The sequence below is a fragment of the Cupriavidus sp. 05L310 genome, from assembly GCF_056398185.1.
In genome coordinates this window covers 104,407-127,989 of the sequence record NZ_JBFTOX010000014.1, presented here as the reverse complement: position 1 = coordinate 127,989, position 23,583 = coordinate 104,407, and the positions used below count along the sequence as shown (strand labels likewise).

At 65.5% G+C, this 23,583-nt stretch carries 20 protein-coding genes and 1 pseudogene; 9 read left to right on the top strand and 12 right to left on the bottom strand.

Features of this window, described 5'->3' with window-relative positions; all coding sequences use genetic code 11:
* The first annotated feature begins 99 nt into the window (after positions 1-99).
* Positions 100-660: a TetR/AcrR family transcriptional regulator gene (locus AC1DS6_RS12830; RefSeq protein WP_441632777.1), complete on the top strand. Its 561-nt coding sequence runs from the start codon at positions 100-102 to the stop codon at positions 658-660.
* A gap of 29 nt (positions 661-689) precedes the next feature.
* Here the strand turns inward: AC1DS6_RS12830 and AC1DS6_RS12825 are convergent, their stop codons facing one another.
* From AC1DS6_RS12825 to AC1DS6_RS12805, 5 genes are all read right to left on the bottom strand, one after another.
* Positions 690-1,331 (bottom strand): LysE family translocator, encoded by a 642-nt coding sequence (locus AC1DS6_RS12825; protein ID WP_441632775.1) that lies wholly within the window; start codon positions 1,329-1,331, stop codon positions 690-692.
* A 102-nt stretch (positions 1,332-1,433) separates the two neighbouring features.
* Positions 1,434-2,552 carry an NAD(P)H-dependent flavin oxidoreductase gene (locus tag AC1DS6_RS12820; RefSeq protein ID WP_441632773.1) on the bottom strand — a complete coding sequence of 373 codons (1,119 nt, stop codon included), beginning with the start codon at positions 2,550-2,552 and terminating at the stop codon, positions 1,434-1,436.
* Positions 2,553-2,647: 95 nt separating this feature from the next.
* A complete protein-coding gene (locus AC1DS6_RS12815) occupies positions 2,648-3,823 on the bottom strand; it encodes a YbfB/YjiJ family MFS transporter (protein WP_477102571.1) in 1,176 nt (391 codons plus the stop codon).
* Positions 3,816-4,700, bottom strand: a complete 885-nt coding sequence (locus AC1DS6_RS12810) for a LysR family transcriptional regulator (protein ID WP_441632769.1) — start codon at positions 4,698-4,700, stop codon at positions 3,816-3,818. The genes AC1DS6_RS12815 and AC1DS6_RS12810 overlap by 8 nt, the downstream gene beginning before the upstream one ends.
* A gap of 147 nt (positions 4,701-4,847) precedes the next feature.
* Positions 4,848-5,789, bottom strand: a complete 942-nt coding sequence (locus AC1DS6_RS12805; RefSeq protein ID WP_441632767.1) for a LysR family transcriptional regulator — start codon at positions 5,787-5,789, stop codon at positions 4,848-4,850.
* A 142-nt stretch (positions 5,790-5,931) separates the two neighbouring features.
* Here AC1DS6_RS12805 and AC1DS6_RS12800 point away from each other — a divergent pair, with 142 nt between their 5' ends.
* The gene (locus tag AC1DS6_RS12800) at positions 5,932-6,723 is read left to right on the top strand and encodes a carboxymuconolactone decarboxylase family protein (RefSeq protein WP_441632765.1); all 792 of its coding nucleotides are present in this window, start codon (positions 5,932-5,934) and stop codon (positions 6,721-6,723) included.
* Between the two features lie 54 nt (positions 6,724-6,777).
* Here the strand turns inward: AC1DS6_RS12800 and AC1DS6_RS12795 are convergent, their stop codons facing one another.
* The 3 genes and pseudogenes from AC1DS6_RS12795 to ppk1 all read right to left on the bottom strand — a co-directional run bounded on the left by AC1DS6_RS12795 (position 6,778) and on the right by ppk1 (position 10,242).
* The gene (locus AC1DS6_RS12795) at positions 6,778-7,080 is read right to left on the bottom strand and encodes a CppA family protein (protein WP_045236827.1); all 303 of its coding nucleotides are present in this window, start codon (positions 7,078-7,080) and stop codon (positions 6,778-6,780) included.
* 611 nt (positions 7,081-7,691) lie between these two features.
* A pseudogene (locus AC1DS6_RS12790) lies at positions 7,692-7,857 on the bottom strand (helix-turn-helix domain-containing protein); the annotation flags it as partial.
* A 192-nt stretch (positions 7,858-8,049) separates the two neighbouring features.
* A complete protein-coding gene (ppk1, locus tag AC1DS6_RS12785) occupies positions 8,050-10,242 on the bottom strand; it encodes a polyphosphate kinase 1 (protein WP_477102570.1) in 2,193 nt (730 codons plus the stop codon).
* Positions 10,243-10,516: 274 nt separating this feature from the next.
* Between ppk1 and AC1DS6_RS12780 the strand changes: the two genes are divergently transcribed.
* The 3 genes from AC1DS6_RS12780 to AC1DS6_RS12770 all read left to right on the top strand — a co-directional run bounded on the left by AC1DS6_RS12780 (position 10,517) and on the right by AC1DS6_RS12770 (position 13,101).
* The gene (locus AC1DS6_RS12780; protein WP_441632759.1) at positions 10,517-11,167 is read left to right on the top strand and encodes a DsbA family protein; all 651 of its coding nucleotides are present in this window, start codon (positions 10,517-10,519) and stop codon (positions 11,165-11,167) included.
* A 418-nt stretch (positions 11,168-11,585) separates the two neighbouring features.
* Positions 11,586-11,771, top strand: coding sequence for a hypothetical protein (locus tag AC1DS6_RS12775; protein ID WP_045236777.1), 186 nt, complete (start codon positions 11,586-11,588; stop codon positions 11,769-11,771).
* A gap of 451 nt (positions 11,772-12,222) precedes the next feature.
* The gene (locus tag AC1DS6_RS12770) at positions 12,223-13,101 is read left to right on the top strand and encodes an EamA family transporter (RefSeq protein ID WP_477102585.1); all 879 of its coding nucleotides are present in this window, start codon (positions 12,223-12,225) and stop codon (positions 13,099-13,101) included.
* A 46-nt stretch (positions 13,102-13,147) separates the two neighbouring features.
* Here AC1DS6_RS12770 and AC1DS6_RS12765 read toward each other — a convergent pair whose 3' ends face one another.
* Both AC1DS6_RS12765 and AC1DS6_RS12760 read right to left on the bottom strand, forming a co-directional pair.
* A complete protein-coding gene (locus tag AC1DS6_RS12765; protein WP_441630647.1) occupies positions 13,148-13,840 on the bottom strand; it encodes a GntR family transcriptional regulator in 693 nt (230 codons plus the stop codon).
* Between the two features lie 204 nt (positions 13,841-14,044).
* Complete coding sequence (locus AC1DS6_RS12760; RefSeq protein WP_477102569.1) at positions 14,045-15,664, bottom strand: OpgD/OpgG family glucan biosynthesis protein; 1,620 nt, start codon at positions 15,662-15,664, stop codon at positions 14,045-14,047.
* Positions 15,665-15,933: 269 nt separating this feature from the next.
* Between AC1DS6_RS12760 and AC1DS6_RS12755 the strand changes: the two genes are divergently transcribed.
* Both AC1DS6_RS12755 and AC1DS6_RS12750 read left to right on the top strand, forming a co-directional pair.
* Positions 15,934-16,908, top strand: a complete 975-nt coding sequence (locus AC1DS6_RS12755; RefSeq protein WP_441630643.1) for a 2-dehydropantoate 2-reductase — start codon at positions 15,934-15,936, stop codon at positions 16,906-16,908.
* A gap of 231 nt (positions 16,909-17,139) precedes the next feature.
* Positions 17,140-17,859, top strand: coding sequence for a GntR family transcriptional regulator (locus AC1DS6_RS12750; protein ID WP_035862714.1), 720 nt, complete (start codon positions 17,140-17,142; stop codon positions 17,857-17,859).
* An 80-nt stretch (positions 17,860-17,939) separates the two neighbouring features.
* On the opposite strand, the gene sucD is transcribed toward AC1DS6_RS12750, so the two are convergent.
* A complete protein-coding gene (gene sucD / locus AC1DS6_RS12745; RefSeq protein WP_441630640.1) occupies positions 17,940-18,824 on the bottom strand; it encodes a succinate--CoA ligase subunit alpha in 885 nt (294 codons plus the stop codon).
* A 1-nt stretch (position 18,825) separates the two neighbouring features.
* Positions 18,826-20,055, bottom strand: a complete 1,230-nt coding sequence (gene sucC, locus AC1DS6_RS12740) for an ADP-forming succinate--CoA ligase subunit beta (RefSeq protein ID WP_477102568.1) — start codon at positions 20,053-20,055, stop codon at positions 18,826-18,828.
* A gap of 463 nt (positions 20,056-20,518) precedes the next feature.
* Here sucC and AC1DS6_RS12735 point away from each other — a divergent pair, with 463 nt between their 5' ends.
* Both AC1DS6_RS12735 and frc read left to right on the top strand, forming a co-directional pair.
* On the top strand, positions 20,519-22,273 hold the full coding sequence (locus tag AC1DS6_RS12735) for a thiamine pyrophosphate-binding protein (protein ID WP_035862722.1): 1,755 nt from the start codon (positions 20,519-20,521) through the stop codon (positions 22,271-22,273).
* A 21-nt stretch (positions 22,274-22,294) separates the two neighbouring features.
* The gene (frc, locus tag AC1DS6_RS12730) at positions 22,295-23,524 is read left to right on the top strand and encodes a formyl-CoA transferase (RefSeq protein WP_441630636.1); all 1,230 of its coding nucleotides are present in this window, start codon (positions 22,295-22,297) and stop codon (positions 23,522-23,524) included.
* Positions 23,525-23,583: the final 59 nt, after the last annotated feature.

Genomic DNA, 23,583 nt, shown 5'->3' with positions numbered 1-23,583 from the left:
GCGCACGGCCTGCCGCGGCGGCGCTTGCCGTACGCGACAGGCCGAAGCTTGATCAGGGATAATCCGCCCAACTTTGCACATCCAAGGAAACTTTCAGCCATGGCCACGCCTTCCGCCCGCGAGCGCATCCTGGATACCGCGGCCCGCCTGTTCTACCAGGATGGCCTGCGCGCCACCGGCATCGACAAGATCATTGCAGAATCCGGCGTGGCCAAGATGTCGCTATACCGGCATTTCGCCTCGAAAAACGAACTGATCTCCGCCTTCCTGGATCGTCGCCACGACAGCTGGATGGCATGGTTCGAGCAGGACGTGGAAGCGCGCTTCGCCGCCACGCCGGGGCTGGAAGTCATTGCCGATGCGCTGGCCGACTGGTTCACCGACGGAGAATTTCGCGGCTGCGCCTTTATCAATGCGGTGGCCGAAGCGGGGGCCTCAGGCGAGGGCACGCAGATCGAGCAATCGGTGGCGCACAAGGCGGCGCTCGCCGCGTTTATCGGCATGCTGGTCAGGCGGCTCGGCCTGCCGGAGCCCGAAGCGATTACCGAAGAGGCGATGCTTTGCGTGGAGGGCATGATCGTGCGCTACCAGATGACGGCCGATCCTGGTGTCGTCGATGCCGGGCGCCGCCTGCTGCGCCGCCTCCAGCAAGTGCACTGAAAGCCAGCGCCGGCCAGTTGACGACCGGACTATTGCCGCAGCGAGGTGATCAGCCGGATGCCGAGCAGCGCCATCACGCCGCCGGCGGCGCGGTCGAGCCAGAGCTTGAAGCGCAGGTAGAAGGCGCGCGGCGCCGCCGACGACAACGCCACCGCCACGATGGCGTACCAGCCGGCCTCGATCGCAAAGACCATCACCGGCAGCGCGAGCAGCAGGGACGCCGGCACCTCGGCCGGCAGCAACGCGGCAAAGACGCTGGCGTAGACGACTGCCGTCTTGGGGTTGCTCAGTTGCGTGGCGAATCCGCTCAGCAGGGCGCGGCCGCGTCCCGGCGCTTGTGCGCCGTTGGCGGCCTGCGAACCGGCAGCCATCGCAAGGGGCTCGCTGGCGCCGCGCCAGATGCGCGCGCCCAGGTAGACAAGATAAAGGCCGCCGCCCACCTTCATCGCCATGTAGAGCCACGGCACCGCCGCCAGCAGGAGCTTGAGCCCGAGCAGCGCGGCCGCGGCAAACACCACGCCGCCCAGCCCCATGCCAAGCGCCATGTGGAGCGCATCCGCGCGCGAACGGGCAATGGCGGCACGGGCCACCATGACGAAGCTCGGGCCGGGGCTGACAGCGCCAAGCGCCAGTGCGCCGCCAATGGCCAGTGTCGATGTGAATGCGTCCATGCGTCTGTCTTGTCGGGAAGGGATGGGAGCTGCGCCGCGGGCCGGCACGATGCCGATGCGCCATGTTAGCAGCAAGACGCCCGCCCTCAGCGTTCCTCCCGTTCAGTCGCCGCCGGACGCCATCCGGCTCAGCCCTCCAATGGCCTCCGCCAGTTCCGCGCGCAGTACCGCCATCAGTTCGGTTGCCGGCAAGGCGCGCGACAGTTGCGCGGCCTGGCCGGCCCATTGCGCCGCAAACTCGGCATTGCCGCATGCCTTGGCAGCCGCGTGCAGCGCCTTGCCGGCATCGTAGGTGATGGGGTAATCGGGAATCGGCGGGCAGTCCGGCGCCTCGCCCAGTTTGGTGAGGCGGTTCACGAAGCCGCGCGCTCGGCGGCCGGAGATGGAGCGGGTCAGCGTCGTGGGGGACGGCTCGCTTGCCAGCAGCGCGGCCCGGTAAGGCGCGTCGGCCGCGGTTTCCGGGGCGACGACGAATGCCGTGCCCAGTTGCGCTGCCTGCGCACCCAGAGCCAGCGCGGCGGCAATGCCGGCGCCGTCCATGATGCCGCCGGCGGCGACCACCGGCAGGGCAGTGTTGCGGACCAGAAGGCGCACCAGGGCCATGGTGCCAAGCCCTTCGTCATGCCCCTCGGTCTTGAACGTGCCACGGTGGCCGCCAGCTTCCACGCCCTGCGCCACGATAGCGTCGATGCGCGCATCGGCGATCTGCCGCGCTTCGGCGAGATGGGTGGCCGTGGCCATCAGGAAGATGCCGGCCTCATGCAGTGCGTCGATCCAGGCCTGAGCCGGCAAGCCGAAATGGAAACTCACCACCGCCGGCCGCTCCTCCAGCAGCATCGCGTACATGGCGTCGTCGGCAACAAAGCTCTTGTAGATCTCGCGCAGCGATGCCGGTGGCGTGGCGCCGAACTCGGCGAAGCTCGGCGCCAGGTAGGCCAGCCATTGCGCTTCGCGTGCAGGATTGGCGACGGCGGGAGCGTGGCAGAACAGGTTGACGTTGAACGGCTTGTCCGTCAGTGCGCGGGTCTCGCGGATGGCCTTGCGGGCGCCGTCGGCATCCGTGGCGCCGACGCCAAGCGAGCCGAGGCCACCGGCATTCGATACCGCCGCGGCCAGCGCCGGCGTGCCAACGCCGGCCATCGGTGCCTGGATGATGGGGGTAGCGATGCCGAGCCGGGCTAGCAGCGTGCGTGGCTGCGTGGCTTGGGTGGGGGTGTTCATTTGCAGGCTCCTTCTAGAGAGGTTGGATCTGTGCGGTGTGCGCTCAGGCTACGCGTGGAGGTAGCCAGCGGAGCGGGTATGCAATGGCATGGCCTTCAGAGAAAGCACGCGGCGGTCGAGGCCAGCAATGCGACCGCGGCAGCGGCAAGGGGGCCGCTGAAGCTATGGCTGTGCGCCATCAGCGCATCGGACACCAGCGGGCCGGCGATCTGGCCCACGCCATAGGCAGCGGTCATGATGGCCAGCAGGTTGAACTTCACGCGATGGGCCACGCGTTTTGCCGCCGGCATGGCGATGGTCACCGTGCCCACGAAGGTGCCGCCCACCAGCAGGGCGCTGGCCAGGTAGGCCACCGGCGAATGGCTGAGCGCGGGCAGGATCACGCCCGCTGCCTGCACCAGCAGGTTGAGCGCGAGCGCGCGCCGCGTGCCAAGGCGGCCGTGCAGCGCATGCCAGAGAAAACAGGAAGGTGCCGCGCCAAGGCCGAAGGCGGCCCAGATATGGATCGGGTCGATGTGACCGAGCGCATCGCGCACGAACAGCGGCAGGTAGGTGGCGGTGACGATATAGCCGAATCCCGCGAGACCGTAGCTGACCACGAGCGGCCATGGCCCGGGGCCATTGGCATGGGCCAGGGCAGCGCCGGCCCCGGCGGCATCGGGCACCGCCGGGCGGTGGCTGCCAAGCTGTGGCCAGGCCAGCAAGGCCAGTACGGCGGCACCGCCGCCAATCGCAATCCACAGCAACGGGCTATGCCAGCCGGCGAGGTTGCCGGCGGCGATCAGTTCGGCGGAGAGCAGGATGCCGGCGCCGACGCCCGAGAATAACAGCGGTGCGCCATGCGGATGGCCGACCACATGGAACAGCCAGACGGAGGCGCTGATCAGTGCGATCGCGCTGAGAACGCCGGCCAGGAAGCGCACCGCGATAAAGAACCACGGCGCGGCGGGCAGTGCCAGCACCAGCAGGCATACGGCCGTACCGAGCAGGGCGATGCGGCAGAGTTGCGGTGCCGCGCGTTCCGGCATGCGGGTGACGGCAAGGGCGCCGGCCAGGTAGCCCGCATAGTTCGCGGATGCCGCCAGCGAGCCGGCGCTGACGCTCAGCAAGCCGTCGCGCACCATCAGCGGATACATGCCGGTGAAGGCGAAACGCCCGAAGCCCATGCCGACCGCAAGCACCAGCGCGGCGGCAAGCGATGGCATCCACGGCGCCATCCTCTGGCGCAGGGCGGCGTCCCCGCTCGCGGGGACCGGCTGGATCCTAGCCATGCTGCAACTCCTGCAAGAAGGCCGCGTAAGCCGAGGTCATGAAGCCCGTACGGCGCACCAGGAAGGTGTGCGCCGTACGTACCGGCACGGTCTGCAGGTTCGCCGCGCCGGGGTGGAGCGCCAGCAGCGATCTTGGCAGGATGGCCACTGCCGATCCCGCCGTCACGCAGGCAAGGATGGCGTGGTACGAAGCCAGTTCCAGCACATTCAGCGCCAGCTGCGGGCCTTTGCCGCTGGCAAGCCAGGCTTCGGCGCACATGCGATAGGTGCAGCCACGCGCGAACGTGGCCAGGCTGCGCAGGGTGATGTCTTGTGGCGTGCGCACCGGCGGATGGCTGGGCGGCAGCACCAGCAGGAGTTCTTCGGAAAACAGGAAGGTGCCTTCCAGGCCGGGGCCGAGTACGTCCATGTCGAGTGCATCCGGCGCGCCTTCCGACGGATGGGCCACCAAGGCGCAATCGATGCGATGCGCCAGCAGGGAATCGACCAGGGCCTGCGTGGTGCCGGTCTGGATCTCGATCCGCACATCCGGCCACTTGCCGTGGTAGCGCGCCAGTGGCCGGGGCAGGCGGCTGGCGGCCGAGCTTTCCATGGAGCCCACGCGCAGCGTGCCGGAGGGCACATCGCCGCGCATCGATTGCCGGGCTTCCTCGGCGAGCGCCAGCAGCCGCTCGGTATAGCCCAGGAAACGCTGGCCCTCGGGCGTCAGCGTCATGCGCTTGCTGTCGCGCAGGAACAAGGCGACGCCCAGTTCCTCCTCAAGCTGCTTGACGCGGGTGGTCACGTTCGATTGCACGCGGTCCAGGGCCTTGGCGGCCCGGGTCACGCTTTCCTCCAGCGCAACGGCCCGGAAGATCTCAAGTTCGGCCAGGTCCACGGCAATCCTTTCACTAAGTTTGTTCTCAAAAAGAGAATGTATTCAGGATAACTATCATTGATGGGGATGAATAAGTCAAGAAATCCCTGATGCTGGCAGGGTGGACGCGCCGGGAAGGTCCCGAGGGCTGGCGGCCAGCCTTGGCGCTCAGCGGCGCGTGGCCGGGCGCTTGCGGCCTGGGGAGGCAGCCGGCGCAGGACGGTAGCGGGCGCGCAGGGTTTCCAGGAGCAGCGGCAGCGCGGGGGCCGGATTGCTGGCGGCATAGACCACGGCCACGCCGATCCGCAGGTCTGCCTGCTCCTTGAGTTCCTTGTAGACCACACCGGCGCGCGCCATCGCCTGCAGCGAGGAAGGCACCAGCGCCACGCCCTGCCCATCGGCGATCAGGCCCAGCAGCACATGGTGGTCCGCCGGTTCCTGCACTCGCTGCGGTGCATAGTCCAGCGCGCGGAAGACGGCCTCGTAGTGGTCGAAGTAGGCGGGATTCAGCCGCCGCTGGCCCCAGAACAACGGATCGGCTTGCAGTTCCGGCAGTGAGATGCGCTTGCGCCTGGCGAGCCGGTGCGCGGCCGGCAACGCCACCACCAGCGGGTCGTCGAACAAGTGTTCCACCGCCAGTTCGCCGGTGGCGGACGGCAGGCCGATCAGCGCCGCGTCGAGCGCGCCACGGCGCAGGTCGGCAATCGATTGCTGCGATATCTGGCGTTTCTGCAGCAGCCTGATCTCCGGCGCCTGTGCCTGCAATGCCGGCGCGAGCCAGGTGAACAGGGCGGCATCGAACACGGTGGTGATGCCCAGCCGCAGGCCGTGGTTGCGCGTGGCGCGCTGCCGGGCTCGGGCGAGCAGGGCATCGGCGCTGGCGAGCAGCTCGCGCGCCTCGGGCAGCAGGCGGCTGCCCGCGGGCGTCAGTGCTACGCCATTGCGATCCCGCTCGAACAGGCGCGCACCGATGGTTTCCTCCAGCGCCTGGATCTGCCGCGTCAGCGGAGGCTGCGTGATCGACAGCCGTTCCGCCGCGCGGCGAAAGCTCAGTTCGTCCGCGACGGCCACGAAATAGTTCAACTGCCAGAGTTCCAGGCGGCTTTGCATCGGATGTCCTTGTGATACGCCAAAGGTATCACGCCGAAGGCATTGGCGGCGCGCGAACGCGCTCGCTAAGCTTGCCTCACTGTCCTGCCGACGGCACCGCGCCGCCAGGACCTCCCGATGCGAATCAAAAAAAGGAAACCGCATGAATACGCAGACCATGACACTTGGCCGCGCCCAACTTTCCGCCATCGAACAGACGGACGAGCCGTCCCTGGTCGAAGCCTTGCGTGACATCGCCCCTGACCTGGCCAGCCTGGCGATCGGTTTCGTCTACGGCGAGATCTACCCGCGCCCAGGACTCGACCGGAGGCACCGGCAACTCGTCACCGTCGCGGCGCTTGCGGCCATGGGCGGGCTTGAGCCACAGCTCAGGTTCCATCTGGCCGGGGCGCTGCATGCCGGTTGCACGCCGGTCGAACTGGTCGAACTGATGAATCATCTCGTGGTGTATGCCGGGTTTCCCGCGGCGCTCAACGGCATCGCCGCCGCAAGGGAAGTCTTCGCGAAGCAGGGCGTTGCCGTGAATACCGGCACTCCCGCGCCGGACCAGGGCGGATCGCGCTTCGAGGCGGGGCTTGCCCGCTTGCGCGAGATCGACGGCGAAGTGGGGGAGCGCGTGCTTGCCTCGCTCGAGGACATTGCGCCCGACCTCGGTCGTTTCATCATCGAGTTTGCCTTCGGCGATATCTATACCCGGCCCGGCCTCGACCTGGTCTCGCGGGAACTGGTGACCGTGGCCGCGCTGGCAGCCATTGGCTCGGCCACGCCACAGCTCAAGGTGCATATGCACGGCTTGCTGAACGTGGGTGGCTCGCGTGAGCAAATGGTGGAGGCCATCATTCATCTCGCGGCATATGCGGGTTTTCCACGCGCGATCAATGCCGCGCTGGCGGCCAGGGCGGTGCTGGCGGAGCGCCCGCCGGAGCGGCATTGACGGGTGAGCCGCGCTAACGCCGTGCGGGCCTCGGCACGGCCTGCTTGAACGGCTTCAACAAGCTCGGACGGACTGCGGCTGCGGGGACCGCGCCGGTGCCGGCCGCGCCAGCAGTTGCCGGATCGAGGCAAGGTAGCGGTCCCCGACCTCCCGGCTGGCGCGGCTGGACTGGGCGCGCAGCGTGCGCCGGGACGGCGGCGCGATATTCAGGCTGCGGCAGATCGTGGAGAGATACGGCTTGCGTTCTCCCGCCAGCCGCTGCGCGGCCGCTTGCACCACCGCATCGCCGACGCGGGCGCGCAGCCACGCCAGGACCTGCCTGTCGTATTCGTTCTGTACCCGGACAAGGTGTTCCATGATGGGCTCCCGTGAATACTGTTCATCCATACAGTTACTGTAAATATATACAGTAATCTGCGTTTTTCAAGGATGAGATACGGGCAGCCCGCTTCGGGCGGAGCAGATTCGCCTGGCAGAGCGCGGGGCGCGCTACAGCACCATGCAGGCAGCCGCGCTTGCGCCAGGACGTTGGGGCACCCGTGCCTGCCCGGCGGGCCGCTTCTCGTGACGGCGGCGCTGGCTAGCTTGCTGGTTCCTTTCCGGGGCCTCGCGAGGTGCGTCCGCACCCGGTTTGGGCACATGGGTGTCTCGCAGCGCCGGATGGTGTTTGTCCACCCAGCGGGCCGCCCGCCATAGCGCGAAGATGCAGGCAATCGCGTAGCTGCAGTAAATGAAGGTGAGCACAGGCACCTCGCTCCGCGCCCGTCTAGGGGCGAGTGGTTTGGGAAGGTGCGAGTATGCGCAAGATCACTATCGCAGGGATATCACTCGATTGGGGGGAGCTGGACGCAGCACTTGCCGCAAAGCCAGCCTGCTGGCCGTACCAGCGCAAATGCGGATGCCAGGCGCGACAATTGTTTGCAGTTAGCCCGGCGCGGCTGGCGGGTTTTCCATGCCTGGTCCTCCTCCGGCGGATCGGCGCGGTACTCCAGCAGGTCCCCCGGCTGGCACTGCAGCGCCTCGCAGATTTTCTCCAGCGTATCGAAACGGATACCTTTGACCTTGCCGGATTTCAGCAGGGAGAGATTGGGCATCGGTGATGCCGATGTACTGGGCGAGCTCGCGCGATTTCATGAACACCGCCACCACTACCGCCACCAACAACACCGCAGCCACCACAGCCGTCGCATGGATTGCGGCGGGCATTCTGCTTGCCGGCTGTGCGCCGACGCAGCTTGCCAGCCCGGACGCAACGGTGGTCAGGATCTCCCACAACGAGCCGGGCGGCGGATGTGACGCAGCGCGCCGGCCGGACCGGCAGCGGCATCACGCCAGTGCGACGCTCAGTGCGCTCTGGGCAGAGACCAGGTGGCGGCCACGGCGGCGGCGGTAGTTGCCATCCGAGTCCATCTCCCAGGTGTCGCGGTTGTCCTTCAGGTAGATCTTCAGGCCTTCCTCGATCACGCGCTTCTTGAGCGATTTGTCCAGCACGGGGAAGCACACTTCGATGCGCCGGAAGAAGTCGCGTTCCATCCAGTCGGCGCTGGACAACCGCACGTCCTCGGCCTTGTCGTTATAGAAGTAGAAAATCCGCGCATGTTCGAGGAACTGGCCAAGTACCGAACGCACCCGGATATTCTCCGACAGGCCGCGTATGCCGGGCCGCAAGGCGCAGCCGCCGCGCACGATGAGTTCGATCCGCACGCCGTCGCAGGATGCCTGGTAGAGCGCCTGGATGATAGTCGGGTCCATCAGGGCGTTCATCTTGGCAATGATCAGTCCCTTGCGGCCAGCCTTGGCGTGCTTGCCCTCACGGCGGATGGCGTCGAGCAATGCCGAATGCAGGGTGAACGGCGCCTGCCAGAAGTGGGTAAGCGTGCCGGGATGGCCCAGGCCGGTCAGCTGGGAGAACACGTTCGCCACATCCTCGACCATGGCTTCCTTGCACGTGAACAAGCCGAAGTCCGTGAAATTCCTGGCGGTCTGCGAGTGGTAGTTGCCTGTGGAGAGATGCGCGTAACGCCTGAGTTTTTTTCCTTCGCGCCGCACCACCATGGCCATCTTGGCATGCGACTTGTAGCCGACCACGCCGTACACCACATGGGCACCGGCTTCTTCCAGTTGCGCCGCCCAGTTGATGTTGGCCTCCTCGTCGAAGCGGGCCAGCAGTTCCACCACCACGCTGACTTCCTTGCCCCTGCGCGCGGCGCCGATCAGTGCCTGCAGCAGCGCCGAGTCGTTGCCGGCGCGGTACACAGTCTGCTTGATGGCCATCACATCGGGGTCTTCAGCGGCCTGGCGGATGAAATCCACCACCGGGGCAAACGACTGGTACGGATGGTGCAGCAGGATATCGCCGTCGCGGATGGCGCGGAACATGTCCGGCTGGCCCTGCAGCGCCTTCGGCAAGCCTGGCCGGCATGGCGGATATTTCAGGTCCTCGCGGTCCACGCTGTCGGGCACCGGCAGCAGCCGCACGAGGTTGACCGGGCCATTCACGGAAAACACCTCGGTGTCCTCCAGCCCGAACTGGTTCTGCAGGAACCTGGTCATCTCGTCGGAGCAGTTGTCCGCGACCTCAAGCCGTACCGCATCGCCGAAATGCCGCTGTGGCAGTTCGCCCTGCAGCGCATCGCGCAGGTTCTTGATTTCTTCCTCGTCGACGAACAGTTCGCTGTTGCGGGTGACCCGGAACTGGTAGCAGCCGCGCACATACATGCCGGGAAACAGTTCGCAGACGTGGGCATGCAGGATGGAAGACAGGAACACAAAGCCGTGTTTGCAGCCGGAGATCTCTTCCGGCAGGAGGATCACGCGGGGCAGGGAGCGGGGCGCTTGTACGATGGCCGCGCCAGCCTCCCGGCCGAAGGCGTCCTTGCCTTCGAGTTCCACCGCGAAGTTCAGGCTCTTGTTGAGCACTCGCGGGAAGGGATGCGCGGGATCGAGGCCGATGGGGGTCAGCACGGGCATCAACTCGCGGAAGAAAAAGGCGCGAATCCATTCGGCCTGTTCCGGCGTCCAGTGCGGCCGGCGCAGGAAGCGGATTTCCTGCCGGTCCAGCTCGGGAATCAGCACATCATTGAACAGGTGGTATTGCTCCGCGACCAGCTTATGCGTGCGTGCGCTGACCAGCGCATAGACCTGCCGCGTGTCCAGCCCGTCCGGCCCGCTGGCGATCGCCTGCAGCTTGATCTGTTCCTTGAGGCCGGCAACGCGGATCTCGAAGAACTCGTCGAGGTTGCTGCTGAAGATGCATAGGAAGCGCAAGCGCTCCAGCAACGGGATGTCGCAATTCTCCGCCTGGGCGAGCACGCGCCGGTTGAACTCCAGCTGGCTCGCTTCTCGATTCAGGAAGAGCTGCAGCGCGTTGGCGCCGATGTTGGCGCTCGCGCTGGCAAGGAAGTCCGACGGAACGCCGCGAACATCACTTGGTGCGAGAGGGAGGGAAGGGGCGATCTCTAGTGGAGCAGCCGAGCCTTCTTCCATGATGCGCTTGAATCCTTCTTTGGAATGGGCCATCGCGCGCCGATGGCCTGTTGGATAGATATTACCGCGCCGCGCGGCGATTGAGGAGTGGAACTGTGGGCGAAACACCGCACATTTCTTCCAGTCGCCGGCGGGAATGGCAAAAGCGCATACGCAAGATTTGTTCCATGTTCTCTTCCCGTGCAGCGGAAGTGGATTGCGGCCAAGGGCGCTCACATGCATGATGGAGCCCTGCATGGCAACGCTGCAGCGCGCATTGTCCGCTTCACGCGATTCGCTACCTGGAAAGTCAAATCCTGGAATCCAAATGGAACTGATCTACGTTGCGGACCCGATGTGCTCGTGGTGTTACGGCTTCGGCAAGGAATTGTCCGCGCTGGTGGCGCGTTTCCCGGATCTGCCGCTGGGCGTGGTGGTCGGGGGCCTGCGCGCGGGGGCCACGGACATCATGGACGACGCGGCAAGGAATGTGCGCCTGCAACACTGGGCTCGGGTCGAGCAAGCCAGCGGCATGCCATTCAACCGCGAAGGCCTGCTGGCGCGCGAAGATTTCGTCTACGACACGGAGCCGGTGTGCCGGGCGGTCGTCACCGCGCGCATCCTCGCCGGGCAGGGCAACCTGCTCGCCGTATTCGATGCGCTGCAGCATGCGTTCTACATGGATGCCCTGAATACGACCGATGCCGGCGTGCTGGCCGGCATAGCATCGCAAGCGCTGACACGGCTCGGGTACGGCATCGATGCCGCTACGTTCGAGGCGGCGTGGCGCGCACCTGCGACCATCACCGAGACGCACGCGGACTTTGCCCTGGCACGTTCGTGGGGCGTCACCAGTTTCCCCACGCTGCTGTTGCGCGTTGGTAGCGAACTCCACGGCATCACGACCGGGTACGCTAGTGCCGGCATGATCGAGCACCGCCTGGCGTCCGTGCTGGAGCAATTGGCGGCGCGCGCCTGACGCAGGCCTGCCTGTCACCACCACGGTGACGCTTGGCTACGATGATCTATTGCCTGGGCGGCTGCTAATTCCCTTCTGCGCCATTCTCCACTGCCGGCGCCTGTTGCCTTGTCTATCCGGCCGCCAAGCGGAACGACCCCAAGAGCGGGCCAGTCTGGCTTGTCAGCGGGCAGGGCCCAGCAGGTTGGCCTGCGGTTCGCCGAAGTTGCCCAGCCCGGGCTCATTTCCTTCATCCGTTACAAAATACGGGTGGCAATGTCGTTTTGTGCTTTTTGAGTATCATTTTCGAGTGATGCTGGTGAAGCAGCGCCTCTGTTGGCATCTTGCATACGTACTATCACCTAATGCTGCGATGCGTCATTCCTTTTGCTATACTAGGGAAAACCCGATGAGGGTTATCCCTGAAAGGAAGAAAGCCATGAACTCGCAATCCGATATCAAGATGACCGACCAACTCGAACGCGAACTGATTGAACGCGAACTCGGTCCCCGCAGCCCGGCCTTTATCGATGACGTGAAGAGCGCCATCGCCGCCGTGCAAGACGTGTTTGGCCGCCTGCAAAGCCAGGCTCGCAAGGCAAAGATCGTTTTCGCGAACGGCTGATTGCCGAATTGCCAGAGCACCGACATCAAGAAGCGCGAATCAAGAGTAATTGCTGCTGTAGTGCACTGTAGTTAGCTATTGTTTGTTGTTGATGTGTGTAGTCTTGGTTTGACGGCTGTATCACTGCCGCTCGCGCCGCGCCCCGGCGCGCGTTGAAAAGCGAGGGCAGGCACTACGTGAAACCGGCGTGGATGTTTCCACGCGGCAAGACCGGCCAACGCGTCGCTCCATGGAGCGCAACGCTTCTTGGCCGGTTTTTTTATTTGATACTCACCAGGTCGCGGTTAGCGCTCACCGGCTTCCACTTTCGGCTGCCGCCTTCCGGGTAGACCAGTCTCCCTGCCTTGTGAGTTTGCCTAACAACGCTTGCCAGGCGTTTTCCTTTTGAAGCCGTGCGGGATGGCGTTATCGTGGAGGCCCCTGTCTTCTGCGGCACTCCGCGCTCGCCATGCTGTCGCCCCGCCTCGTCCTTTGCCTGCTGATCACCTATCTGGTTTGGGGCACGACCTATCTCGCAATCCGCTTCACGCTGGAGAGCTTTCCGCCGTTCCTGATGATGGGCTCGCGCTTTGTCTGCGCGGGCCTGCTGCTGGCGTTGTGGCTGCGGTATCGCGGTGCTGCCATGCCGACGCTGCGCCAGTTGCGCAATTGCGCCGTGCTGGCGGGTTTCCTGCTGGTCGGCGGCATGGGGCTGACTGCGGTGGCCGAGCAGACCATTTCCTCCGGAGCGACCACCGTGATGATCGGCGCGATGCCTATCTTTGGTTTGTTCTGGGGATTCTGCTTCGGCGGGCGGCCGCGCTGGTATGAGGGGCTGGCCATCGCGCTGGGCAGCCAGGGCATCCTGGTGCTGACCGGCGGCGCGGAATTCCGCGCGAGTGCCACCGGGGTTGTGGCATTGCTGACGGCCATTGCCAGCTGGTCGTTCGGCTCGCAGCTCGCCAGGCACCTGGACCTGCCACGCGGCGCGGTGGCGTTTGCCGCGGAGATGCTGCTGGGTGGGGCAATCCTGCTGGCGCTTTCCGCTGCGCTCGGCGAACCCTGGCCGCGTACCGTCAGCAGCCAGGCGTGGTGGGCCTGGGTTTATCTGGTGGTGGCGGGATCGCTGGTGGCCTTTTCCGCCTACATGCATCTGGTGGCGAACGTCTCGCCGACGATTTCCAGCAGCTATGTCTATGTCAACCCGCCGGTGGCCCTGGCTGTAGGCGCCTGGCTGGGCAGCGAGCAGATCGCGCCGCAGACCCTGGGTGCGGTGGCGCTGATCCTGGGGGCGCTTGCGGTGCTTAGCCTGGGTACCTGGCGCGGCGCGCGGGCGGTCGCGGCGACGTGACTTCAGGAGGCCGGAGGCCGCCCGAGGCAACTGGCGGGGCGGCGGCTCAGGATTCGGATTGTTCTTCGATCCACATCGACAGGCGTGCCTTGTAGGCCTGCTGGATATGCCGGCGCGTGATTTGCTCGGCGAGCGCGGGCTCGCGCTGTTCCAGGGCTTCCACCAGTGCGATGTGGTCTTCGTAGGAAACCTGCGCGCGTCCCGGCAGCGCCAGCGTGGTGCGGCCCAGCAGCGCCATCGACTCGTGCAGGGAGCGTAGCGTCTTGAGCAGGTAGCGGTTGTGCGCGCAACGGTGCAGGGTTTCGTGGAAGAGCCGGTTGTTGGCGGCGAGCTTGTCGGGCTGGTCGGCGATGGCGAGGTCGCGCTGGACGATATCGCGCAGCAGCGAGATTTCCACATCGGTGGCGTGGCGCGCGGCGAGCGCGGCGGCGGTGCCTTCCAGCACCTCGCGCATGACATAGAGCTCGCTGACCATGCTGGCGTCGAGTCGCGTCACCATCATGCCGCGGTTGGGCTCGTTGACGACGAGGCCTTCGGACTCCAGGCGCGATAGCGCTTCGCGCACCGGCGTGCGCGACAGTCCCAGCGTGGCCGCCAGCTCCACTTCGCGCAGGCGGGTGCCGGAGGGCAGTTGCCCAGCCTGGATGGCGTTGCGCAGGTGCTGGTAGGCCCGCTCGGCGCGGGGCAGGGAATCGTCGGGACCGGTGCCGGCAGCGCCGGCGAGATCTGCGGAAATCATGGGAGCGGTCGAAACCGTGGTCGTTATGTGTTGTTGTCGTAATGGCGCAAGGCGCGGCAGCCGGGGAGGGTGGACAGCCGGCTGCCTGGTTGCCGTGATGATACCCGCTTCACGCGCGGCAACATCATGCCAGCAGTATGTCCGTCACCAGCCTGCTCAGAGCGGCGGGCATCGCCCGGCCATCGTGCGGGATGCCGCCAACGCTCAAGTGCCATGGCCAGTCGGCGAGTTGAACGGGTGGTACTGGTAAAGCCAGGTTTCCGACAGCGGCTTGCCGTCCAGGCGCAGGAACAGGCGCAGGTCGACCGGTTCCTTGCCTTCGGCGGTGAGATCGAACTGGGCACGCCAGTGCCCGGCGACGCCATTGGGCACCGCTTCGGTAAATATATAGGAAAAGGTGCCGCGCGAACTGCTCAGTACCGCTTCCGGCTTGGTGCCGTAGGGCAGTTTCTCCAGCGGCGCCCCCTTGAACTCCACCATGAACTTGCGCACGCCTTGCGGGCGTGCCTGTCCGGGCTGCCCGCCGTTGCCCAGCCGGGTAGCCACGCAACGCGCCAGCGGGCTGGGATAAGGCTCGTCGGCCAGCCAGTGCAGCCGGTAGCGCAAGCGGAAGCTGCTGCCGGCCTTGGCCTGTGCCTTGGGCACCCACATCGCGACGATGTTGTCGTGGATCTCGTCGTCGGTGGGAATTTCTATCAGTTGCACCGTGCCCGCGCCCCAGCCGTCGCGCGGCTCGACCCACAGGCTGGGCCGCCGCTCGTAATGGACGCCATCCTGGTAGTGATCGAAGTTGCGATCGCGCTGCAGCAGGCCGAAGCCGCGCGGATTGTCATCGCCAAAGCTCGAAGCCATGGTGCGCGGCGGGTTGTTGAGCGGGCGCCAGATATGTTCGCCGGCCCCGTTCCAGATCGCAAGGCCGTCGGAATCGTGCACTTCAGGGCGCCAGTCCACGGCGGTGCCCTTGCTGGCTTCCGAGAACCAGCACATCGACGTCAGCGGCGTCAGGCCCAGGCGCGCCACATCCTTGCGCAGGAACAGCGCGCAATCGATATCCATCAGCACGCCTTTGCCGCGCTGCATGACGAAGCGGTACGCGCCGGCCACGCTGGGGCCATCGAGCAGGGCATAGACCGTGACGCTGTCGCCGTTGCCCGCGGGCGTCTCGAAATAGAAATGCGTGAAACTCGGAAACTCCTCCGGCTTGCCGGTCTCGGCCACGTCGATGGCAATGCCGCGCGCGGACAGGCCGTACTGGTAAAGCTCGCCGATGGCGCGGAAATACGAGGCGCCAAGGAAGGCCACCCAGTCGTTCTTCTTCCAGTCGAGTTTCTTCTGGTCGGCCAGGCGGCTTTCCTGGAAGCGGAAGCCGGCAAAGCCGCTGCCGCGCGCCAGCTTGCGCGCCGGGCTGTCGGCCGGCATGTCGAAATACGACTCGTCATACACGATCTCGCGCGCCGCCGGCGCGCCCTTGGCGCTGTCGATCACGTGCATGCGCACCGGCTGGCGGAAGAAGGTGCCCAGGTGGAAGAAGGTCACCGGGAACTGGCCGGGCCCGTCCGCGAACAGCGCGTCATCGGTCTTGAAGCGAATCTTGCCGTGCGCCTCGTAGTCGATCCTGGCGAGGATGTCGGCCGGTGCCGTGGCGGGGGGCGCATAAGCCCGACCAGCCAGGGTGCGGGCTTGCTCAATCAGGGTGTCGAAGCTGAAGGGGCGGGCGTCGCCCAGCTTGATCTTGCCGGCCGCCAGCACGGATGGTGTGATGCCGAGGGCCGCCAGGGCGGCGGAAGCGGTCGCGGAAACGAGCAGGGTGCGGCGATTCATCATCGAAGGCAGGGATCCTTGGCGCAACACGCCAGAATGGGCAGAACTCTAAATGACGCTTGGGGTGAAGGAAAGTTCGGAAAAGGGTGATTGAAAGTGCTGTAAATGGCATTTTTTGGCTTAAACGGCCACCGAGATCCCGCGCAGCGTAGATGGCGGTGCCACACGTGTCCGGGGCGCCGCCCGGCAAGATTGAGGTTGTACTCTTTTTCTGTGGGATATAGTATGTGATATATCAATGGATATACCCATAAAACCACAGGAGACAACTGATGAAAGTGTGTATCTATGGTGCCGGCGCCATCGGCGGCTATATCGGCGTTCAGCTTGCCCTGGCGGGCGCCGAAGTCAGCCTGGTCGCACGCGGCCCCCACCTCGCCGCGATGAAGGCCGACGGCCTGCGCCTGCTGTGCGACGGGGAGGAGCGGGTGGCCAGGGTCAACTGCACCGACGACCCCGCCCAGCTGGGGCCGCAGGATTACGTCTTCATCACCTTGAAGGCGCATTCCGTGCCGGGCGTGGTGGACCTGATGCAGCCCTTGCTCGGGCCGAAGACGGCCATCGTGACTGGCGTGAACGGCATTCCCTACTGGTACTTCCATCAGCATGGCGGCCCGCTGGCCGGTACCACGCTGGAAAGCGTGGACCCGGGCGGGCGCCAGTGGCGCGGCCTGGGTCCCGAGCGTGCGATCGGCTGCGTGCTGTATCCCGCCGCGGAGATTGCCGAGCCCGGCGTCATTCGCCATGTCTACGGCAAGAAGTTCCCGCTCGGCGAGCCCGACGGCAGCAAGTCGGCGCGCGTCAGCCACCTGAGTGAAATGATGGTGGCCGCCGGGCTGGACGCGCCCATCCGCGACAATATCCGCGACGAGATCTGGCTCAAGCTGTGGGGCAACCTGTGCTTCAATCCGATCAGCGCGCTTACGCACGCCACGCTGGATATCATTACTTCCGATCCCGCCACCCGCGGGCTGTCGCGGGCGATGATGCTGGAAGCCCAGGCGATTGCCGAGCGCTTCGGTGTGCATTTCCGCGTCGACGTGGAGCGCCGCATCGACGGCGCCGGCGCGGTGGGTGCGCACAAGACTTCCATGCTGCAGGATCTGGAAGCGGGGCGCGCGATGGAGATCGACCCCTTGCTGACCGTGGTGCAGGAAATGGGGCGGCTGGTGCGGCAGCCCACGCCGATGGTGGACACGGTGCTGGGCCTGATCAAGCAGCGCGAAAGGATGGCGCAGGCGGCTTGAGCGGGATGGCCGGGCAGGCATTCCGGTAGCACATGGCCGCGCCGGCCCACTACGGCGGCGCACCATGTGATATACCATATACGTAAAACCGCCGTTCCCGGCAGCCTTTATGTCAATTGTGCATTTTGCTATGCATTCGACTCATGTGATGGCTGCTTTTGGTAAGCTAGGCGGCAAGCTGCCGGCCACTGCCCTGTGCGCCGAGGCGCTGGTATCAACAAGAGCCCATTCATGTCTGTGCAAAGCCCATCCGCCGTTCAGCCAGCTGGACTGACCCTGTCCCTGCAACCCATCAATGCGGGCGCCAGCCTGCGCGACCAGGCGTACGCCATGCTGCGCCAGGCCATTGCCGACGCCGATATCTATCAGTCGACCGAGGAAATCCGGCTGGACGAGCGTGTCCTGAGCGAAGCGCTGGGCGTGAGCCGCACCCCCATCCGCGAAGCCATGACGCTCCTGGAGCAGGAGGGTTTCCTGCGTACGGTGCCACGGCGCGGCATCTACATCATGCGCAAGACCAAGCGCGAGATCGTGGAAATGATCCAGGTGTGGGCGGCGCTGGAGAGCATGGCCGCGCGCCTCGCCACCTTGCATGCCAGCGACGCGGAGATCGCGCAGTTGCGCCATATGTTCGACAGCTTCCGCGATGCGACCCCGGCTGAGCATATCGAGGAGTACTCCGACGCGAATATCGCCTTTCACCAGGCGATCGTGCAGTTGTCGAAGTCGCAGATCATCATGGACTCGATCAAGAATATCTTTGTCCATGTGCGCGCGATACGGAAGATGACGATCTCGCAGAGTGATCGCGCCTCGCGTTCCATCGTCGATCATTTGCGGATTATCGAGGCGCTGGAGAAGCGCGATACCGAGCTGGCGGAGAAGCTGGTGCGCCAGCATTCGCTGGACCTCGCCGACTATGTCGAAAAGCACTGCGATTTCCTCGATTGAGCAGCAAGCGTCCCGGACGCCATGGCAATAAGAAAAACGGCGGATATTGTCCGCCGTTTTTCATTGACAACGCCAACGTGCTACGCGCCCATCGCCGCCACCATGGTTTTGCCCAGTTCGGCCGGCGAACGCGCTACCCGGATGCCGGCGGCGCGCATGGCGTCGATCTTTGCCTCGGCGGTCCCCATGCCGCCGGAGATGATGGCCCCTGCATGCCCCATGCGCCGGCCCGGCGGGGCGGTGGTGCCGGCGATAAAACCCACCACGGGTTTGGCCTGCCCGCCGCTGCGCGCATCGCGCAGGAACTGCGCGGCTTCTTCCTCGGCAGAGCCGCCGATCTCGCCGATCATGATGATGCCTTCGGTGTCGTCGTCGGCCAGGAACATCTGCAGGCAATCGATAAAGTTGGTGCCGTTGACCGGATCGCCGCCGATGCCGATGCAGGTGCTCTGCCCGAGCCCGGCGGCCGTGGTTTGCGCCACCGCTTCATAAGTCAGCGTGCCGGAACGGGACACCACGCCGATCTTGCCGGGGCGATGGATATGGCCCGGCATGATGCCGATCTTGCATTGTCCCGGCGTGATCACGCCTGGGCAATTTGGGCCGACCAGACGGCTGCCCGAACCGGATAGCGCGCGCTTGACCCGCACCATATCGATCACCGGGATGCCTTCGGTAATGCACACGATCAGGCCGATGCCCGCGTCCACGGCTTCCAGGATGGCGTCGGCAGCGAAGGGCGGGGGCACGTAGATGACCGAGGCGTCGGCGCCCGTGCGCTCCACCGCGGCGGCTACGGTGTCGAACACCGGGAGCCCGAGATGCGTCTCGCCGCCCTTGCCGGGGGTGACGCCGCCGACCATGCGCGTGCCGTAGGCCAGCGCCTGTTCGGAGTGGAAGGTACCTTGCGCGCCGGTGAAGCCCTGACAGATTACCTTGGTGTCTTGATGGATCAGTACGGCCATGTCATTTCCCTCCCTTATCGCCGCTATTGCCAGTTTGCACGTCGCCTTGAACGGCCTTGACCACTTTCTCCGCGGCGTCGGCAAGGTGGTCGGCCGACAGGATCGGCAAGCCGGAGTCGCGCAGGATGGCCTTGCCGAGTTCCACGTTGGTGCCTTCCAGCCGGACCACCAGCGGGACCGTCAGGTCGATCTCGCGCGCGGCGGCCACCACGCCTTCGGCGATCACGTCGCAGCGCATGATGCCGCCGAAGATATTGACCAGGATGCCCTTGACCTTGGGGTCGTCGAGGATCAGGCGGAATGCCGCCGTCACACGTTCCCTGGTGGCGCCGCCACCCACGTCGAGGAAGTTGGCCGGCTCCCCGCCATAGAGCTTGATGATGTCCATGGTGGCCATGGCCAGCCCGGCGCCGTTGACCATGCAGCCGATGCTGCCGTCGAGCTTGACGTAGTTCAGCCCATGGCGGGCCGCCGCGGATTCGGCGGGATCTTCCTCGGTTTCGTCGCGCAAGGCTTCGATGTCCGGATGGCGGTACAGCGCGTTGTCGTCGAAGTTGAACTTGGCGTCGAGCGCGATCACGTCGCCAGCGCGCGTCACCACCAGCGGGTTGATTTCGACCACCGACGCGTCCAGCTCGGTAAATGCACGGTAGGCCGAGAGGATAAAGCGCGATGCCGCGCTGACCTGCTTGCCGGTCAGCCCCAGCCCAAAGGCCAGGCGGCGCGCGTGGAAGGGCTGGATGCCGCTGGCCGGGTCGATCGCGACTTTCAGGATTTTCTCCGGCGTGCGGGCCGCGACTTCCTCGATTTCCATGCCGCCTTCGGTGGAGGCCATCAGCGTGATGCGGGAGGTGGCGCGGTCGATCAGCATGCCCAGGTATAGCTCGCGGGCAATCTCGCAGCCTTCTTCTACATATAGGCGGCGCACTTCGCGGCCGGCTTCTCCGGTCTGCTTGGTGACCAGCACTTTGCCGAGCATCTGTTCGGCCTGCGTACGCACGGCATCGACTGACTTGACCACGCGCACGCCGCCCTTGCCGCCCGGATCGCCGGCAAAGCGGCCGGCGCCGCGGCCGCCGGCATGGATCTGGGACTTCACCACCCAGACCGATCCGCCGATCTTGCGTGCCGCGCTGGCGGCTTCCTCCGGGGTAAACGCAACGGCCCCGCGCGGCACGGCCACGTCGAAGCGCCTGAGCAATTCCTTGGCCTGATATTCGTGAATGTTCACAAGTCTCCTCGCTCTTGGTGATGCGCGTGCCGGCGAGCCGCGAAACCGGATGGTCCGGCAAGACGCGCTGTGAAATATGGTATGTAATATATCAACGAGAAGCAAGCGGATTTTCCACGAAGCGGAGGCTGGGGCCGGGGCGCTCATCAGCTGTGCGAAAACGGAATGAATCGGCACGTATTCAGCAATTGTTCTTATTTGTCATCCATCTTGCGGCGATTTGCTGCATCGCATCGTTGAAACTCCTGGGCAAGCATCCAAATTTCCCTTGAGATTCGTTGATATATCACATACCGTATGTCATCAAGATCCTTCGAAATGGATCGATGGCGTCGCAGGGCCGGTGACATGCAGGGTAGGCACCGGCCAGGCAGCAAAGCAGCAAAGGGCGAACGGGTGTCGTGACAACGGGCCAGGTCCGCGTCACAGCCTGTCGCAACCCAGTCAACGAGGAGACCAAGACATGTCTGCAGTCGCACCCACGCGGTCCGAATCCACCACGGCCGAAGACACCCTGAAGCAGAAGACCCGCGATGCCGGCGTTATTTCCGGCGGCCACCTGGTAGCGCGGGCCCTGAAGAACGAAGGCGTCGACACCATCTTCACGCTCTGTGGCGGCCATATCATCGACATTTACGACGGCTGCGTGGACGAGGGCATCCGCATCATCGACGTGCGCCACGAGCAGGTAGCCGCTCATGCGGCGGACGGCTACGCGCGCCAGACCGGCAAGCTGGGCTGCGTGGTGACCACCGCAGGTCCGGGCTGCACCAACGCCGTGACCGGCGTGGCGACGGCCTTCCGCTCGGAAAGCCCGATCATTCACATCGGCGGGCAGGGTGCCCTGTCCCAGCACAAGATGGGTTCGCTGCAGGACCTGCCGCATGTCGACATGATGTCGCCCATCACCAAGTTCGCGGCCACCATCCCCAGCACCGAGCGCGTGGCGGACATGATCTCGATGGCGGCGCGCGAGTGCTTCAATGGCGCGCCCGGCCCGTCGTACCTGGAAATCCCGCGCGACGTGCTCGACCGCGAAGTCGATGCGGCGCGCGCGGTGATTCCGCGCCCCGGCCACTATCGCGCTTCCACTAAATCGATTGGCGACCCGAAGGATATCGAGCGCCTGGCCGACATCCTGGTCAATGCCGAGCGCCCGGCGATTCTCTACGGCCAGCAGGTCTGGACCGCGCGCGGGCATGAGGAAGCCATCGCGCTGCTCAAGGGCCTGGATATTCCCGGCTACTTCAACGGCGCCAGCCGTGGCTTGCTGCCGCCGGGCGATCCGCACCACTTCGACCGCACCCGTACGCAAGCTTTCGCCAATGCCGACGTACTGATCATCGTGGGCACGCCGTTCGACTTCCGCATGGGCTATGGCAAGCGCATCAGCAAGGAGCTGACGCTGGTGCAGATCGACATGGATTACCGCACGGTTGGCAAGAACCGCGAGATCGACCTTGGCCTGGTGGGCGACCCCGGCGCCATCCTCGGTGCGGTGCTGCAGGCTGCCAGCGGCCGCATCAAGAACGACAAGCGCCAGGCGCGGCAGAAATGGATGGGCCAGCTGACCGAAGCCGAGGCCGTCGCCACCGCCAAGCTGATGCCGCTGTTCCGCTCGGAAAACACGCCGATCCATCCGTACCGCGTGGCCTATGAACTGAATGAGTTCCTGTCGGACGACACGGTCTACATCGGCGACGGCGGCGACGTGGTGACCATTTCCGCGCAGGCGGTGCGTCCGCGCCGTCCCGGGCAGTGGATGGACCCGGGCGCGCTGGGCTCGCTGGGCGTCGGCACAGGCTTTGCCATCGCCGCCGGCCTGGCCAACCCGAACAAGGAAATCCTCTGCTACTACGGTGACGGCTCGTTCGGCATGACGGCGTTCGACATGGAAACCGCCAACCGTTTTGGCGTGCCCTACCTGGCGGTGATCGGCAACAACTCCGCCATGAACCAGATCCGCTACGGCCAGCTCGCCAAGTACGGCGACGAGCGCGGCAACGTCGGCAACCTGCTGTCGGACGTGCCGTTCTCCAAGTTCGCCGAAATGCTGGGCGGCTATGGCGAGGAAGTGCGCGAGCCGGGCAAGATCGCCGGCGCATTGCAGCGCGGACGCGAGGCGGTGCAGCGCACCGGAAAATCGGCCGTGATCAATATTTGGGTGGACCCGCGCGAGTACGCGCCGGGCACCAAGAACCAGACCATGTACAAATAACCGGTGGCGAGGAGACAAACCATGAACAAGGCACTGGACGGTGTGCGGATCCTGGACATGACCCATGTGCAGGCCGGCCCTTCGGCCACCCAGCTGATGGCATGGCTGGGGGCCGACGTGATCAAGGTGGAGTTGCCGGGGCGCGGCGACATCACGCGCAGCCAGCTGCGCGATGTGCCCAACGCAGACAGCCTGTACTTCACCATGCTGAACTCCAACAAGCGCAGCCTCACGCTCAATATGAAGACGCCGGAGGGCAAGGCGCTGCTGGAAGACCTGGTGCGGCGCTGCGACGTGCTGGTGGAGAACTTCGGCCCCGGCGTGCTGGACCGCGCCGGCTTCGACTGGGACCGCCTGCAGACGCTGAACCCGCGGCTGATCTACGCGTCGATCAAGGGCTTCGGCCCGGGACCGTTCGCGGACTGCAAGGCCTATGAGAACGTGGCCCAGTGCATGGGCGGCTCGGCCAGCACCACCGGCACGGCGGATGGCGCGCCGACAGTCACCGGCGCGCAGATCGGAGACTCCGGCACTGGCATCCACTGCGTGGTGGGCATCCTGGCGGCACTGCTGCAACGCGAGCATTCCGGGCGTGGCCAGCGCGTGGAAGTGGCGATGCAGGACTCCGTGCTCAACCTGTGCCGGGTCAAGCTGCGCGACCAGCAGCGCCTGGCCGCGGGGCCGATGCGCGAGTACCCCAACCAGGAGTTCGACGACTTCGTGCCGCGCGCGGGCAATGCCTCGGGCGGCGGCCAGCCCGGCGCCGCGCTGCGCTGCGCGCCCGGCGGCGCCAACGACTACGTCTACGTGATCGTGCAGCCGCAAGGCTGGGAGCCGCTGATGCGCTTGTGCGGCAGGGAGGAGCTGATCACCCATCCGCAGTTCGCCTCGCCGGAGGCCCGCCTCAAATGCCTGGAAGAGTGTTTCTCCATCATCGAGAAATGGACGCGCACGCGCACCAAGTTCGAAGTGATGGATGCCCTCAACGAGGTCGACGTGCCGTGCGGGCCGATCCTGTCGATGAAGGACCTGATCGAGGACAAGTCACTGTACGAGCGTGGCTACCTGGTGGAACTGGATCACCCGGAACGCGGCCAGTATGTGCAACTCGGCTGCCCGATCACCTTGTCGGCATCGCCGGTGGAGGTCGAGCGTTCGCCGCTGCTGGGCGAGCATACCGAAGAGATCCTCGACTGGCTGGGCCGCACGCCCGCGCAGATCGAAGCCTTGCGCGCCGCCGGGGCAGTCTGATGCCCTGAACGTACCCGAGGCACTTCAAGCGCTTCAAGCACTTCCCGCAGTGAGTTTGC